Genomic DNA, 12,992 nt, shown 5'->3' on the forward strand with positions numbered 1-12,992 from the left:
GTGACCTCGCACACCGTCGATCTGAACGCCGATCTCGGAGAGGGTTTCGGCGTCTGGAGCCTCGGCGACGACGACGCGATGCTGGACATCGTGACATCGGCCAACGTGGCCTGCGGGTTCCACGCCGGAGACCCTGCCGGGCTACTGCGCGTGTGCCGCGCCGCCGCGGCACGCGATGTGCGGATCGGCGCCCAGGTGGGTTACCGCGATCTGGCCGGCTTCGGCCGGCGGTTCATCGACGTGGATCCGCCGGACCTCACCGCCGACCTGATCTATCAGATCGGTGCCTTGTCGGCATTGGCACGGGCCGCCGGTATCGCGGTGTCCTATGTGAAACCACATGGTGCCCTGTACAACACGATCGTCACTCATGAAACACAGGCCCGGGCGGTCGCCGAGGCGGTTTACGCCGTGGATCCGGAGTTACCCGTGCTGGGACTCAGCGGTTCGGCATTCTTCGCCGCCGCCCAGAAACTCGGCGTGCGGACGGTTTCCGAAGTATTCGCCGACCGGGCCTATCTTCCCGACGGACAGCTGGTGTCCCGCCGCGATCACGGCGCCGTATTGCACGACGCCGACGAAATCGCCGATCGGGTGCTGACGATGGTGACCGAGGGCCGGGTCACCGCCGTCGATCACACGAACATCCCGGTCAACGCCGAATCGGTGTGCGTGCACGGGGATTCACCCGGGGCGGTACAGATTGCCGCCGCAGTCCGGGCACGGCTCACCGAGCACGGGATCACGCCCGCTCCGTTCCGCTAGTCAGCTCGTAGCGGATGAGCCGGGAACTGTTGGCCACCACAGCGACCGAAGAGGCGTTGTGCAGCACCGCGGCCAACACCGGAGACAGCGCGCCGCCGGCGCCGATCAGCAGACCGAGCGCATTGACGGCGATGGACATGGCGTAGTTCTGCCGGATCACCTCGACGGCGCGCCCGCCCAGATCGCGGACATCGAGCAGCCGGCGCAGATCATCACTGGCCAGCGCCACGTCGGCGGTCTCCACCGCGACATCGGTGCCGCCCAGTCCCATGGCGATGCCGATATCGGCCTCGGCGAGCGCAGGCGCGTCGTTGACGCCGTCACCGACCATGGCCACGATATGCCCCTCATCACGCAGTCCCCGCACGACGGCGAGCTTGTCCTCGGGCAGCACCTCGGCCTGCCACTCGGTGATACCGAGTTGATCGGCGACCACCGCGGCGGTGTCGGGATGATCACCGGTGAGCATGACGATGCGGCGAACACCGCTGGCGCGCAACCGGTCCAGCACTTCGGCGGCCTCCGGGCGGATCTCGTCACGCAGGCTGATCAAGCCGATGAGCTTGCCGTCCACGGCCAGCAGCAGCGGTGTCTCGGACTGCTTACGCAGAGTATCCACCCACTCGGTGGCCTTCTTGGTGACCCGGACCTTTTCCTGCCGCAGCAGCGACGGACTACCCAGCAGCAGAGTCCGGCCGTCGGCCCTGGTTCGCATACCGAGACCGACCAGCACCTCGCACTCCTCGTGCGGCGGGATCTCGATATGTCGTTCCTGGGTGGAACGGATCACTGCCTCGGCCAGCGGGTGCCGGGAGTGGATCTCCGAACTCGCGGCATAGGCGAGGACCTGTTCGGGTTCCCAGTCCTTATGGAAGGCAACGAGATTGGTGACGACCGGGCGACCGACCGTCAGGGTGCCGGTCTTGTCGAACACCACCGCGTCGACCCGGCCGGCCTCTTCCAGGTGTGATCCGCCCTTGATCAGGATGCCGCGCCGGGCACCGTTGCCGATCGCGGCGCTGATCGCCGTCGGCGTGGACAGGCCCACCGCGCAGGGGCAGGCGACCAGCAGCATCGTCATCGCCCGGCGCACATCCCGGGTGAGCACCAGCGTGAGTGCCGACAGCAGGAACGAGGCGGGCACGAAGCGCCGGGAGAAACTCTCTCCCACCGTCTGGATGGGTGCGCGGTGTTGCTGGGCCTCCTCGACCCGGGAGATGATCCGACCGATCGTGGTCTCGCTACCGACCGCATCGGCGCGCACCACCAGGCGACCGCGCACCACCACCGAGCCCGCGAACACCCGGACTTCGGCGGCGACGGCCACCGGCAGATTCTCACCGGTGATCGCCGACTGGTCGACGATGGCCTCTCCGTCGACAATCACCCCGTCCACGGGTAGCGCCACCTGATCGTGCACCACCACCTCATCGCCGATCCGCAACTCGGCGGTGGCGATCTCGACCTCGGTCCCGTCGGGCAACCGCACCCAGGCGGTGTCCTGATTGCCCTGCAACAACTTGGCGATCGCCCGCCGGGTCCGCCGCAGCGTCAGATCCTGCAGATACTCGCCGATGTTCAACAGCCACAGCACTGTCAGCGCGACCACGTTCTCCCGGAGTACCAGGCTGGCGATCGTCGCAGCGCTGACCAGGACATCGGTGCCTGCGGACCGGCCGCCGCGCAGGGTCCGCAGTGCGCCACGCAGGAACGGATAGCCGGTGAAGACGGTGACGCCGGTGGCTGCCAACCGGCTGGTCGGGCCCAGCAGCGGCGGACGGGCGAACACGTACCGCCGCACCCCCAGCAGGACCAGGGCGGTGCCACCGACCGCCATGCGCAGCACATCGGCATTGGTCACGTCGGCCGAACGCGGCAGCCGGACCGGAACAAGGTCCCGGGCGACATGTGCGGCTGCGTCGATGGCCGCGAACACGGCGTCCTTGTCGCAGCGTTTGGGTGAGTACCAGACGACGATCGACCCGGTGCGGGGATAGGCGTGCACCGCGCGTACGCCCGGCACCTGCTCCACCGCATCCTCGATGGCCACTGCCCGCGGCGAGTCGTTGCGGAACCAGGGCGCGTCCAGCCGAATTCGGCCCGCCGCGTCCGACAGGACGGTCAGGGCGACCACGGCGTCAGTGATCGTGATCGTGCGCGGTGTCGGCGACGGCCGGCGGCGGGACTTCCTCGCCGATGCGCTCCCGGGCCTCGGCGACCACATCGGCGACCGTGAGCCGGGCCGACTCGGCACCCTCCTCGGCCTTGCGCACCCCGCGCAACGCCCATGAGGTCGCGGTCACGGAGGCCTCCCGAACCGGCGCCTTGGCGACCACCTTTTTGACCCCTTGGTAAGCCGCGGCGCCGACCACTCCGGTCACCACCGTGGATGCCGCCTTCGCCAGAAATACATGCAAGACCATCCCCCCACCCTAGTCCGAAAGCTGCATCAGGGTCATGGCGTATCCCATTGCTGGCAGAATGGTCACGGTGACGGCCGGGACACATGCGACCCGCCGCATCGGTTCGATGCCAGTCCTGGTGGCCACCATCATCGGGCTCGCCCTGATCGGCACGACAGCGCGCGAATTCGTGGCGGGCAACCCCGAGATCGCCACGGCCGCAACGGTGTTCTGCGGAATCTTCGTGCAGGCACTGCCCTTCCTCGCGCTGGGCGTTCTGGTCAGCGGCGCGGTCGCCACCTTCGTGACACCGGATCGCTTGGCGCGCTGGCTTCCTCGACGTCCGGCTGCCGCGATACTGGCCGCCGGTGTCGGCGGCGCCGCATTGCCCGGCTGCGAGTGCGGCTCGGTGCCCATCGCACGCAGACTGTTCGGCAACGGGACGGTCGGGGCGGCCGCGCTGACGTTCATGCTCGCCGCGCCCGCCATCAACCCCGTGGTGCTGATCGCCACGGCGGTGGCGTTTCCGGGTGAACCGTTGATGGTGCTGGCACGATGCATGGCCTCGTTGTTGACAGCCTTGACCATGGGCGCATTGTGGGCGAGGTTCGGTCAACCCGGATGGATTACGCGTAGCTTGCCTTTCCCTGCGCACCAATCGGATTCCCGCTTCACCACCTTCACCGAGGCGGCCCGGCACGATTTCCTGCAGGCGTCGTCCTTCCTGGTGCTGGGCGCTGCCGCCGCAGCGGCGCTGCACATCCTGGTCCCACCGTGGATGTTCGAGCATCTGGCGGGCCAGCTCGCCCTGGGCATCCTGGTGATGGCCGCGCTCGCCGTCGTGCTGGCGCTGTGCTCGGAGGCCGACGCCTTCGTCGCCGCCAGCCTGTCCATGTTGCCGCTGGTGCCGCGCCTGGTGTTCCTGGTGGTCGGGCCCGCCATCGACATCAAGCTCTTCGCGATGCAGGCCGGAATGTTCGGGCGCGCGTTCGCCATCCGGTTCGCACCGGTCACCTTCGTGGTGGCCACCGCGCTGGGCACCGGCGTCGGCCTGCTGATTCTGGGTGCGCGATGAGCCGCGAGACCGAGAACGCCCTGCTGCTGCTCGTCGGGCTGAGCACGGCCATCATCGCGTTCAGCGGCGCGTTCACCCGCTATGTGAAACCCGCTCTGCTGCCGTGGTTATGGGCGTCGGCGGTGGTACTGATCGCACTGGCCCTGATCGCCATCGTCGGCGATATCCGGCACGGACCACGCGACCGTGAGCACGCCGGTCACGAGCACCGGTCCGGCGTGACGTGGCTGCTGGTCATTCCGGTTGCGTTGCTGGCCTTCGTGGTTCCGCCGGCACTGGGGCCACAATCGGCCCGGCCCGCCGTGAGCGCCTCCGCCGCGGAACGCCGACCGTTTCCGGAGCTGCCTGCCGGCCGCGCCCCCGAACTGTCGCTGCCCGAGGTGCTCATCCGCCTCGCCCAGGACTCCGCGGGCACCATGAACGACCGGCTGCTCACCGTCACCGGGTTCACCATCCGCGACGGTGCCCGCACCTACCTCGGCCGGGTGGTCATCCTGTGCTGCGCGGCGGACGCACAGCTCGCGCGGATCGGTCTCGCAGGACCGGGGGCCGCGACGGCGGCAGCCCTGCCCGATGGGACGTGGGTGCGTGTGGAGGGCCGCGCCTCGGCAGGCGAGTTGCGCGCCGAGACCGTGGTCCAGATCCCGGAACCGGCGAATACGTACAGCTACTGAGGCTCGGCATCCCGGTTGGCGCCGCCGACGACGCTGGCCAACAACCCGGGCAGGGCCGACTCCACCGCGTCGCGGCGCAGCTTCTGATAGGTCAGCCCGTCGATCATCAGACGTTCGGTGATACCGGCCTCGCGCAGGATCTTGAAATGATGGGCGGCCGTGGATTTGTTGATGCCGTCGTAGAGCACCACACACTGCAGTGGTGCCTGCGCGTTGTGCAGCCGGCGCACCATCTCCAACCGCACGGGATCATGGATCGCCGCCAGCACCTTCTGCACGGAACCGACCGGGTGCACCGGATACTCGGTGACCAGCGCGTTGTCCGCCATCGGAATAACCTCGGTCATATTCGGTTTGATCTCTGTCGAACCCAGCGTAGCCTCGGACGGGTTCGATGTCCGTCAAACCAGACACCGGAGGTGACCGCGATGGTGGCATTCGACCCTGCGACCACCCCGACGCAGCGCTGGGCATACCCGTTGGTGTTGGTGCTGAGCGGTGTCGCCCTGGGCGTCTCCGGGTTGCCCGCCCCGCTGTACGGCATCTATGAGGCGAACTGGCATCTCTCTCCGTTGGCCACGACCATCGTCTTCGCGGTGTACGCGCTGGCGGCCCTGGCGGCCGTGTTGGTGTCGGGGAAAATTTCCGATGTCGTCGGCCGGAAACCGGTTCTGATCGGGGCGCTGGCGGCCTTGTTGATCGGCCTCGGGGTCTTCCTGATCGCCGACAGCATGGCGATGCTGCTGCTGGCCCGCACCATCCACGGCGCGGCGGTCGGCTCCATCGTCGTCGCCGGCGCGGCGGCACTGCTCGATCTGCGCCCGGACCGCGGGGTGCGCACCGGCCAACTCAGTGGTGTCAGCTTCAACATCGGGATGACGGTCGCCATCATCGGCTCGGCACTGCTGGCCCAGTACGCGCCGCATCCGCTGCGCACGCCGTACGCCGTCGTCGCGGTGATCTGCCTGCTGATCAGCGTCGGCCTGCTGGCCCTCAACGAGCCACACACCGCGCGCACGCCCGGCCCCATTCGGCTGGCCAAACCGGCCGTGCCGGAAGAGATCCGCGCCGATTTCTGGTTCTCGGCACTGGGCGCCATGGCCTCCTGGTCGGTGCTCGGGGTGCTGCTGTCGCTGTACCCGTCGCTGGCCGCGCAGCAGACCCATATCGACAACCTGGTCTTCGGAGGCGCGGTGGTCGCCACCACCGCGTTCGCAGCCGCCATGGCCCAGCTCGGCGCCACCCGGCTGCCCGCCAGATACTCGGCGATCATCGGCGATATCGGGATGGCCGTGTCCCTGCTGCTGACCATTCCGGTCCTGCTGACCCACCGCTGGGAACTGGTGTTCGTGGCCGCGGTGCTTCTCGGCGCGACGTTCGGACTGGGATTCGGCGGCTCATTGCGCCACCTGTCCGACGTGGTGCCCCCGACGCGGCGCGGTGAGACGATGTCGGCGTTCTACCTGCTGGCCTACAGCGCCATGGCCGTCCCGACCCTGATCGCCGGCTGGGCCGCCACCCGGTGGGATCTGGCATCGGTGTTCCCCTGGTTCGCCGGTGCCGTCGCCGCGGCCTGCCTCGGCGCGGCCGCGGCGGGGCTGCGCAGCACCAGGGCCGCCGGGGGTCTCTAGGCTGACGGGCGTGACCGATCACGCGTTCAGCACCGCCGAGCGCCGGGCCGTCTACCGGACCATCGCCGAACGCCGCGATATGCGCCGCTTCGTTGCCGGCGCCGCGGTCGACGAAGACATCCTGGCCCGGCTGCTGAACGCCGCACACGCCGCACCGAGTGTCGGTCTGATGCAGCCGTGGCACTTCGTCCGGATCACCGATGCCGACCTGCGCCACGCGATGCACGACCTCGTCGATCAGGAACGCAAGCTGACCGCCGAGGCTCTGGGCCCGCGCGCCGAGGAGTTCCTGGAACTGAAGGTCGAGGGCATCCTGGAATGCGCCGAATTATTGGTGGTCGCGCTGCGTGACGATCGGCAGCGCCATGTCTTCGGGCGCCGCACGATGCCGCAGATGGATCTGGCCTCGGTCTCGTGCGCGATCCAGAACATGTGGCTGGCCGCTCGCGCGGAAGGTCTCGGCATGGGCTGGGTGTCGATCTTCGAACCGGCCCGGTTGGCCGAACTGCTGGGCATGCCGCCGGGCGCCGATCCGGTGGCCATCCTCTGCCTGGGTCCGGTCCCGGATTTCCCGGATCGGCCCGCCCTGGAGATCGACCAGTGGACTGTCGGCCGGCCGCTGTCCGAATTCGTCTCGGAGAACGGCTGGTCCACAGCGTCTTCCAGAGTCGACGGCTAGGGCCCGCCGTAGGGCAGCAACGCCATTTCCCTGGCGTTCTTGATCGCGATCGCGACCTGCCGCTGCTGTTGCGGGGTGAGCCCGGTGACCCGACGGGACCTGATCTTGCCCCGGTCGGAGATGAACGTTCGCAGAACCGAGATGTCCTTGTAGTTGACCTCGGTGATACCGAGCGCCTTGAGCTTGTTCTGACGTGGCCGTTTGATCTCTTCGGGCGCGGGCCTGCGTTTCTTCGGTGCGCGGGGTGCCATCACCAGCTCGCTTTCCGGATGCCGGGCAGCTCACCGCGGTGCGCCAGCTCGCGCGTGCGTACCCGCGACAGCCCGAACTTGCGCAGGTGGCCGCGCGGCCTCCCATCGACCGCATCGCGGTTGCGCACCCGGACCGGGCTGGCATCGCGCGGCATCCGCTGCAGCTCGGCCTGCGCGGCAACGCGTTGCGCCGCATCGGTATCCGGCTTGCGGATCAGTTCTTTCAGTTCGGCACGACGCTGCGCGTAGCGCGCCACCGTCTCGCGGCGTCGCTCGTTCGCGACGATCTTGGACTTCTTTGCCATCAGCGTTCTTCCTTGAAATCGACGTGCTTGCGCAGCACCGGGTCGTATTTCTTCAACACCAACCGGTCCGGATCGTTGCGCCGGTTCTTCCGCGTGACGTACGTATACCCGGTTCCTGCGGTGCTTTTCAGCTTGACGATGGGCCGGATGTCGTTGCTCTTGGCCATCAGATCTTCTGCCCTTCCCGGCGCAGCCGCCCCACCACGGCCTCGATCCCGTCGCGGTCGATGACCTTCATCCCTTTGGTGCTGACCCGCAGCCGGATACGACGGTCCTCCGAGGGCAGATGGTAGGTCTTGATCTGGATATTGGGATTCCAGCGGCGACGGGTACGACGGTTGGAATGCGACACCCGGTTACCGAAACCCGGTGCGCGCCCGGTGACCTGGCAGTGCGCAGACATCGACGGCTCCTCATACATGCTCGGTCGTTAATGAAAACGATTTTCGACAAGCTGACCGCCACACGGTAGCGTACGGAACTGACTTATTGAAAATCGTTACCGATAGGGTGTGATGAGATGCGGACGCCAGTGATACTGGTAGCCGGTCAGGGTGCGGGGACCGACGCCGTGGACGTCCTGCTGCGCGACGAGGGAACCGCGGTGGTCGGCTACTCGGTCGACGGACACGTGGTGGTCCGGCAGGTCAGCAACATGCGCGACACCAAGTTGGTGATCACCCAGTGGCCGCTGGAGATCACCAACTGCTGTGTCACCTGCACCATCCGCAATGATCTGCTGATCCTGCTGCGCCAGCTGCACCGGCGCGACGACGTGCAGCGCATCGTCGTTCAACTGATGAAATGGCTTGACCCGGAGGCGATCTGCGCGGCCATCCACGATACCTCCGTGCAACTGGGGCCCGGCTACATCGACGGCCCGGCCGGGCGCGACGTCGAGATCCAGGCCGTCGTGACATGTATCGACACCGGTGTCTGGCTGAGCCAGGCGCTCGGCGACGACGAGCTCGACGACTCCCGCACCGTGGCGCAGGTGGTGGTCGGGCAGGCGGCCTTCGCCGATGTGCTGGTGCTGACCGAAGCCGACCGGGCCACCCTTGCCGTGCTGCGCAGGCTGGCGCCCCGGGCACGGATCACGGTCGGGCTCCAGCACTTCACCACCGCGCTCAAGCACCTCGACGCCCAGTCGCGTCGGGGCCGCTCCGACGATCCGCACGATTCGCTGCTGGCCGGGCAGCCGCCGCTGCATCCCGACGGCGAGGTGGAACTCTTGGAGTTCAACGCGCGCAGGCCTTTTCACCCCGAGCGCCTGCACCAGGCCATCGACGCGTTGCTCGACGGGGTGGTGCGGGTACGCGGACGGGCCTGGCTGGCCAGCCAACCCGACACCGTGGTGTGGATCGAATCCGCCGGCGGCGGACTCGGCGTCGGCGACGCCGGGCGCTGGCTGGCGGGCATGTCGGAGCGCGATCGCGCCTACGTCGACCCCGAGCGCACGGCCATGGCCTCCTCGCACTGGGACGACCGATTCGGCGACCGGCACATCGCGCTGACCATCCTGGTCTGCGGGGCCAACCCGGCCACCATCACGACCGCACTGCACGGCGCACTGCTCACCGATGCCGAACTCGCCAACCCGCAGGGCTGGGCCGGCTTCCCCGACCCGTTCGGGGAGTGGCACGAAGATCCCTGCTCCGAGCTTGCACACGACCTCACCGATGACCACATCATGCTGAACGGAGAAGAATGAAACCCGATATCCACCCCGACTACCACCCGGTGGTCTTCCAGGACGCCGGCACCGGCAAGACCTTCCTGATCCGGTCGACGGTCACCAGCGAGCGCACCATCGACTACCAGGGCGCCACCTACCCACTGGTCGTCGTCGACGTCACCGCCGACTCACACCCGTTCTGGACCGGAACCAACCGCCACCTCGACACGGCCGGGCAGGTGGAGAAGTTCCGCCGCCGGTACGGGACCCGGTAGCGCAGGGTTCCTCCAGCTTCGGGCAATAGGCTCTGCGCATGCGCCTGAAAGCCGGCCGGCCCGATATCGACGATTACGCCCGGTACTTCGACCTGCCGCCGGCCGGCGCGGCCGCAGCACCGACGGTGACCTGGGCCGGTGTCACCACGCTGCTGATCTCCGATGGCACATCGGCGATCTTGACCGACGGCTTCTTCAGCAGGCCGTCGCTGCTGCAGGTCGGGCTGGGCCGGATCGCTCCCTCGCAGCCCCGCATCGACGGTTGCCTGGGCCGGCTCGGGGTACGCAGCCTCGATGCGGTGGTCCCGGTGCACACCCACTTCGACCATGCCATGGACTCGGCGGTGGTCGCGCAGCGCACCGGCGCCACACTGGTCGGCGGTCACTCGGCGGCGCACATCGGGCACCGGTTGCCCGCCGACCGCGTCGTGGTGGCCTCCCCCGGTGAATCGATGCCCCTGGGCAACTTCGAGGTCACGCTGATCGTCGGCGACCACTGCCCGCCGGACCGCTTTCCCGGCGTGATCGACGCGCCGGTCGACCCGCCCGTGCGGGCCTCGGTGTACCGGTGCGGGGAGGCCTGGTCGACGATGGTGGCGCACCGGCCCAGCGGGCGCCGGATGCTGGTCGTCGGCAGCGCCGGCTTCGTGCCGGGCGCGCTGGCCGGTCAGCGCGCCGAGGTGATCTATCTGGGCATCGGCCAGCTCGGTCTGCAGCCTGAAACCTACCTGCGCGACTACTGGGCCGAGACCGTCCGCACCGTCGGCGCGCGCCGCGTGGTGCTGATCCACTGGGATGACTTCTTCCGGCCCCTGGACCGCCCGCTGCGGGCGTTGCCGTACGCCGGTGACGATCTGGACGTGTCGATGCGGACCCTGACCGCGCTGGCCGCGCAGGACGGTGTGGATCTACACCTGCCGACGCTGTGGCAGCCGACAGATCCGTGGCGCTGATCGTCTCCGTCGCCGCGCTCGCCGCGGTGCTCGGAGTCGCGCTGCTGCGCCCTCGCTTCCAGGCCGTGGTCGCGGTGGCCGCGGCGGCCACGGTGATCGCAACCGGCGCGGTGCCCTGGGATGCGGCCGTCGCCGAGGTGTCCGAGCTGGCGCCGGTGGTCGGATTCCTGGCCGCCATCTTGGTCCTGGCGCGGCTGTGCGACGACCTCGGGCTATTCCACGCGGCGGGCGTGCTGATGGCGCGGGTCACCTCCAGCGGCCAAAATCGCTTGCTCGTCTCGGTATTCGCCATCTCGGCGGCCGTCACTGCGGTGCTCAGCCTGGATGCCACCGTGGTGCTGCTGACACCGGTGGTGCTCGCCACCGCGCGCGCCCTGTCCGTGCCGGCCCGTCCGCACGCCTATGCCACAGCGCACCTGTCCAACACCGCGTCACTGCTGCTGCCGGTGTCGAACCTGACCAACCTGCTGGCGTTCAGCGCGGCCGGACTGACATTCCTGCATTTCGCCGCCACCATGGCGCTGCCCTGGCTGGCCGCGATCCTGGTCGAGTTCGTGTTGCTGCGATGGATCTTCGCGAAAGACCTGTCCGTCCAGCCACACCACACCACACCGGATGAGCCCCTGCGGGTGCCGGTCTTCGCGCTGACGGTCGTGTTCGCGACCCTCGCCGGATTCGCCGTCACCTCACTGCTCGGCCTGTCACCCGCCTGGGCCGCGCTGGCCGGTGCGCTCGTACTCGGCGTGCGCAGCCTGGCCCAGAAGCGCAGCACAATGTCCGGGATCTTTGCCGCACTGGATCTTCCGTTCCTGGCATTCGTGCTGTGCCTCGGGGTCGTGGTCGCCGCCGTCATGAACAACGGTCTCGAGCCCGCGATGGCCCGCCTCGTCCCCGACGGCCAGGGCCTGCCGGCACTGTTGGGGATCGCCGCGGTGGCGGCACTGCTGTCGAACGTCGTCAACAATCTGCCCGCGGTGCTGGTGATGCTGCCGCTGGTGACGCCGGTGGGACCGGCAGCGGTGCTGGCCGTGCTGATCGGGGTCAATATCGGGCCCAACCTGACCTACCCCGGCTCACTGGCAAACCTGCTGTGGCGCGGGATCGTTCACCGTGACGGGATGCGGGCACGGTTCACCGAGTTCAGCAGGGTCGGGCTGTGCACCACCCCGCTGACGCTGATCGCCGCGGTGGTGTGCCTGTGGGCCGTCACCCGGGCAGGTTAGTTCAGGACTGCAGGCGGGCGCGGACGGTGGCGAGCCGCGCTTCGAGCTCGGACTCGGTGATGACACCCCGCACGAGCAGCGAATGGGCCAAGGCCATCAACTGGTTCTCGGGATAGGGCAGGGCCGCGTACAGGGTCGCCGCGAGCGCGTCCTCCTCATCGCGGCGTTCCTTGAAGCTCGGCACATCGGCGCTGCACGAAGCCGCGTCGAGGGCATCACACAGGCCGTCGAGGCTGGTCTTCCAGGGCGGGACAGGATTGTCGACGCCGTACTTGGCGGCCATCCGCGGCCACACCTGATCGCGTTCGACGATCTGCTGCAGCGGCGCGATCGGGGTGTTCACGGCCGCTCCGGGATCGGGTGCACGGCGGCACGGGTGTCGGTGATGACGTTGGTGGTGACGCCCGGCTTCGGTAGCGCCACCCCGATCAGGGAATCACGGGTCACGATCTCGGCCAGTTGGTCCTCGGTCCAGTCCTCGGTGCCCTCCGGACGCATCGGCATGACCATGAAGCGGTGCTTCTGGTTCGAGTCCTGCACCCGCACCTCGATGTCGTCGGACAGGTACAGCCCGAACTCGGCAAGCACCTGCCTGGGCCAACGAACCAGTCGCCGACGGTAATTCGGCGTGCGATACCACTCCGGCGAGTTGCCGAGGATGGGTCTCGGATAGCACGAGCACAGCGCGCAGACGATGACGTTGTGCAGGTTCGGGGTGTCCTCCAGGATCTGGAAGGCGGTGAAGTCGCTGGGTGTGCCGAAGCCGGTGGGTTCCATCCAATCGACACCGACCTCTTTACTGGCCGACATCGGCTCGGCCAGTGCGAGTGCCTTGAACTCGGGATCCAGCCAGGCACGCGCTACGAGATGCGCGGCCGGTGCCGGCCCGATCTGCTCGGCGAACTCGGTGAAATGGCGGTGTTCGGCCGCGGTGAAGATGCCCTTCTCGATGCACAGCTCGCGCAGTGCGACTTCCAGCACTTCGAAATCGGTGATCTCGTCGACCATCGGCGCCACCGTGCGCTCATGGTCGTGGTCATGGTCGTGATGTGCACCGTGCTCGGTCATGCAAAAACCCTTCTGC

18 protein-coding genes are annotated in these 12,992 nt (G+C 68.2%); 9 read left to right on the forward strand and 9 right to left on the reverse strand.

Annotated elements, in window-relative coordinates:
• Entirely contained in the window at window positions 1-765 is a 765-nt protein-coding gene (locus C6A86_RS25550) for a LamB/YcsF family protein (protein ID WP_105365796.1), read from the forward strand.
• Here the strand turns inward: C6A86_RS25550 and C6A86_RS25555 are convergent.
• Entirely contained in the window at window positions 743-2,899 is a 2,157-nt protein-coding gene (locus C6A86_RS25555; RefSeq protein ID WP_105365797.1) for a cation-translocating P-type ATPase, read from the reverse strand. The two genes, C6A86_RS25550 and C6A86_RS25555, sit on opposite strands and share 23 nt — an antisense overlap.
• A gap of 4 nt (window positions 2,900-2,903) precedes the next feature.
• Window positions 2,904-3,188, reverse strand: a complete 285-nt coding sequence (locus C6A86_RS25560) for a DUF1490 family protein (protein ID WP_105365798.1) — start codon at window positions 3,186-3,188, stop codon at window positions 2,904-2,906.
• Window positions 3,189-3,246: 58 nt separating this feature from the next.
• On the opposite strand from C6A86_RS25560, the gene C6A86_RS25565 reads away from it, so the two are divergent.
• Both C6A86_RS25565 and C6A86_RS25570 read left to right on the forward strand, forming a co-directional pair.
• Window positions 3,247-4,242: a permease gene (locus tag C6A86_RS25565; protein WP_105365799.1), complete on the forward strand. Its 996-nt coding sequence runs from the start codon at window positions 3,247-3,249 to the stop codon at window positions 4,240-4,242.
• On the forward strand, window positions 4,239-4,916 hold the full coding sequence (locus tag C6A86_RS25570) for a TIGR03943 family putative permease subunit (protein ID WP_105365800.1): 678 nt from the start codon (window positions 4,239-4,241) through the stop codon (window positions 4,914-4,916). The genes C6A86_RS25565 and C6A86_RS25570 overlap by 4 nt, the downstream gene beginning before the upstream one ends.
• Here the strand turns inward: C6A86_RS25570 and C6A86_RS25575 are convergent.
• Window positions 4,910-5,245 carry a helix-turn-helix transcriptional regulator gene (locus C6A86_RS25575; RefSeq protein WP_105365816.1) on the reverse strand — a complete coding sequence of 112 codons (336 nt, stop codon included), beginning with the start codon at window positions 5,243-5,245 and terminating at the stop codon, window positions 4,910-4,912. The genes C6A86_RS25570 and C6A86_RS25575 overlap by 7 nt on opposite strands.
• Window positions 5,246-5,344: 99 nt before the next feature.
• Here C6A86_RS25575 and C6A86_RS25580 point away from each other — a divergent pair, with 99 nt between their 5' ends.
• The gene (locus tag C6A86_RS25580; protein ID WP_105365817.1) at window positions 5,345-6,547 is read left to right on the forward strand and encodes an MFS transporter; all 1,203 of its coding nucleotides are present in this window, start codon (window positions 5,345-5,347) and stop codon (window positions 6,545-6,547) included.
• Between the two features lie 79 nt (window positions 6,548-6,626).
• Window positions 6,627-7,226: a 5,6-dimethylbenzimidazole synthase gene (bluB, locus tag C6A86_RS25585; protein WP_233213218.1), complete on the forward strand. Its 600-nt coding sequence runs from the start codon at window positions 6,627-6,629 to the stop codon at window positions 7,224-7,226.
• On the opposite strand, the gene rpsR is transcribed toward bluB, so the two are convergent.
• Genes rpsR through rpmB form a run of 4 tightly spaced genes read right to left on the reverse strand, consistent with a single transcriptional unit; the run spans window position 7,223 to window position 8,185 of the window.
• The gene (rpsR, locus tag C6A86_RS25590) at window positions 7,223-7,477 is read right to left on the reverse strand and encodes a 30S ribosomal protein S18 (RefSeq protein ID WP_105365801.1); all 255 of its coding nucleotides are present in this window, start codon (window positions 7,475-7,477) and stop codon (window positions 7,223-7,225) included. The two genes, bluB and rpsR, sit on opposite strands and share 4 nt — an antisense overlap.
• A complete protein-coding gene (gene rpsN / locus C6A86_RS25595; RefSeq protein WP_105365802.1) occupies window positions 7,477-7,782 on the reverse strand; it encodes a 30S ribosomal protein S14 in 306 nt (101 codons plus the stop codon). Before rpsN ends, rpsR begins: the two co-directional genes overlap by 1 nt.
• Entirely contained in the window at window positions 7,782-7,949 is a 168-nt protein-coding gene (gene rpmG, locus C6A86_RS25600) for a 50S ribosomal protein L33 (protein ID WP_105365803.1), read from the reverse strand. The genes rpsN and rpmG overlap by 1 nt, the downstream gene beginning before the upstream one ends.
• Window positions 7,949-8,185, reverse strand: a complete 237-nt coding sequence (rpmB, locus tag C6A86_RS25605) for a 50S ribosomal protein L28 (protein WP_105365819.1) — start codon at window positions 8,183-8,185, stop codon at window positions 7,949-7,951. The genes rpmG and rpmB overlap by 1 nt, the downstream gene beginning before the upstream one ends.
• A gap of 117 nt (window positions 8,186-8,302) precedes the next feature.
• On the opposite strand from rpmB, the gene mrf reads away from it, so the two are divergent.
• From mrf to C6A86_RS25625, 4 genes are read left to right on the forward strand one after another with little or no spacing between them, the layout of a single operon-like run.
• Window positions 8,303-9,493, forward strand: a complete 1,191-nt coding sequence (gene mrf, locus C6A86_RS25610; RefSeq protein ID WP_105365804.1) for a ribosome hibernation factor-recruiting GTPase MRF — start codon at window positions 8,303-8,305, stop codon at window positions 9,491-9,493.
• Window positions 9,490-9,732, forward strand: coding sequence for a type B 50S ribosomal protein L31 (locus tag C6A86_RS25615; RefSeq protein WP_105365805.1), 243 nt, complete (start codon window positions 9,490-9,492; stop codon window positions 9,730-9,732). Before mrf ends, C6A86_RS25615 begins: the two co-directional genes overlap by 4 nt.
• Window positions 9,733-9,770: 38 nt before the next feature.
• Window positions 9,771-10,685: an MBL fold metallo-hydrolase gene (locus C6A86_RS25620; protein WP_105365806.1), complete on the forward strand. Its 915-nt coding sequence runs from the start codon at window positions 9,771-9,773 to the stop codon at window positions 10,683-10,685.
• Window positions 10,658-11,908 (forward strand): SLC13 family permease, encoded by a 1,251-nt coding sequence (locus C6A86_RS25625; protein WP_396834276.1) that lies wholly within the window; start codon window positions 10,658-10,660, stop codon window positions 11,906-11,908. Before C6A86_RS25620 ends, C6A86_RS25625 begins: the two co-directional genes overlap by 28 nt.
• 1 nt (window position 11,909) lies before the next feature.
• Here C6A86_RS25625 and C6A86_RS25630 read toward each other — a convergent pair whose 3' ends face one another.
• Window positions 11,910-12,191 carry a thiocyanate hydrolase gene (locus C6A86_RS25630; RefSeq protein ID WP_233213219.1) on the reverse strand — a complete coding sequence of 94 codons (282 nt, stop codon included), beginning with the start codon at window positions 12,189-12,191 and terminating at the stop codon, window positions 11,910-11,912.
• Between the two features lie 56 nt (window positions 12,192-12,247).
• Window positions 12,248-12,976, reverse strand: a complete 729-nt coding sequence (gene scnC / locus C6A86_RS25635; RefSeq protein WP_105365809.1) for a thiocyanate hydrolase subunit gamma — start codon at window positions 12,974-12,976, stop codon at window positions 12,248-12,250.
• Window positions 12,977-12,992 lie beyond the last annotated feature (16 nt).

Origin of the sequence: Mycobacterium sp. ITM-2016-00316, from assembly GCF_002968335.2 — a bacterium.
GTDB lineage: Bacteria > Actinomycetota > Actinomycetes > Mycobacteriales > Mycobacteriaceae > Mycobacterium.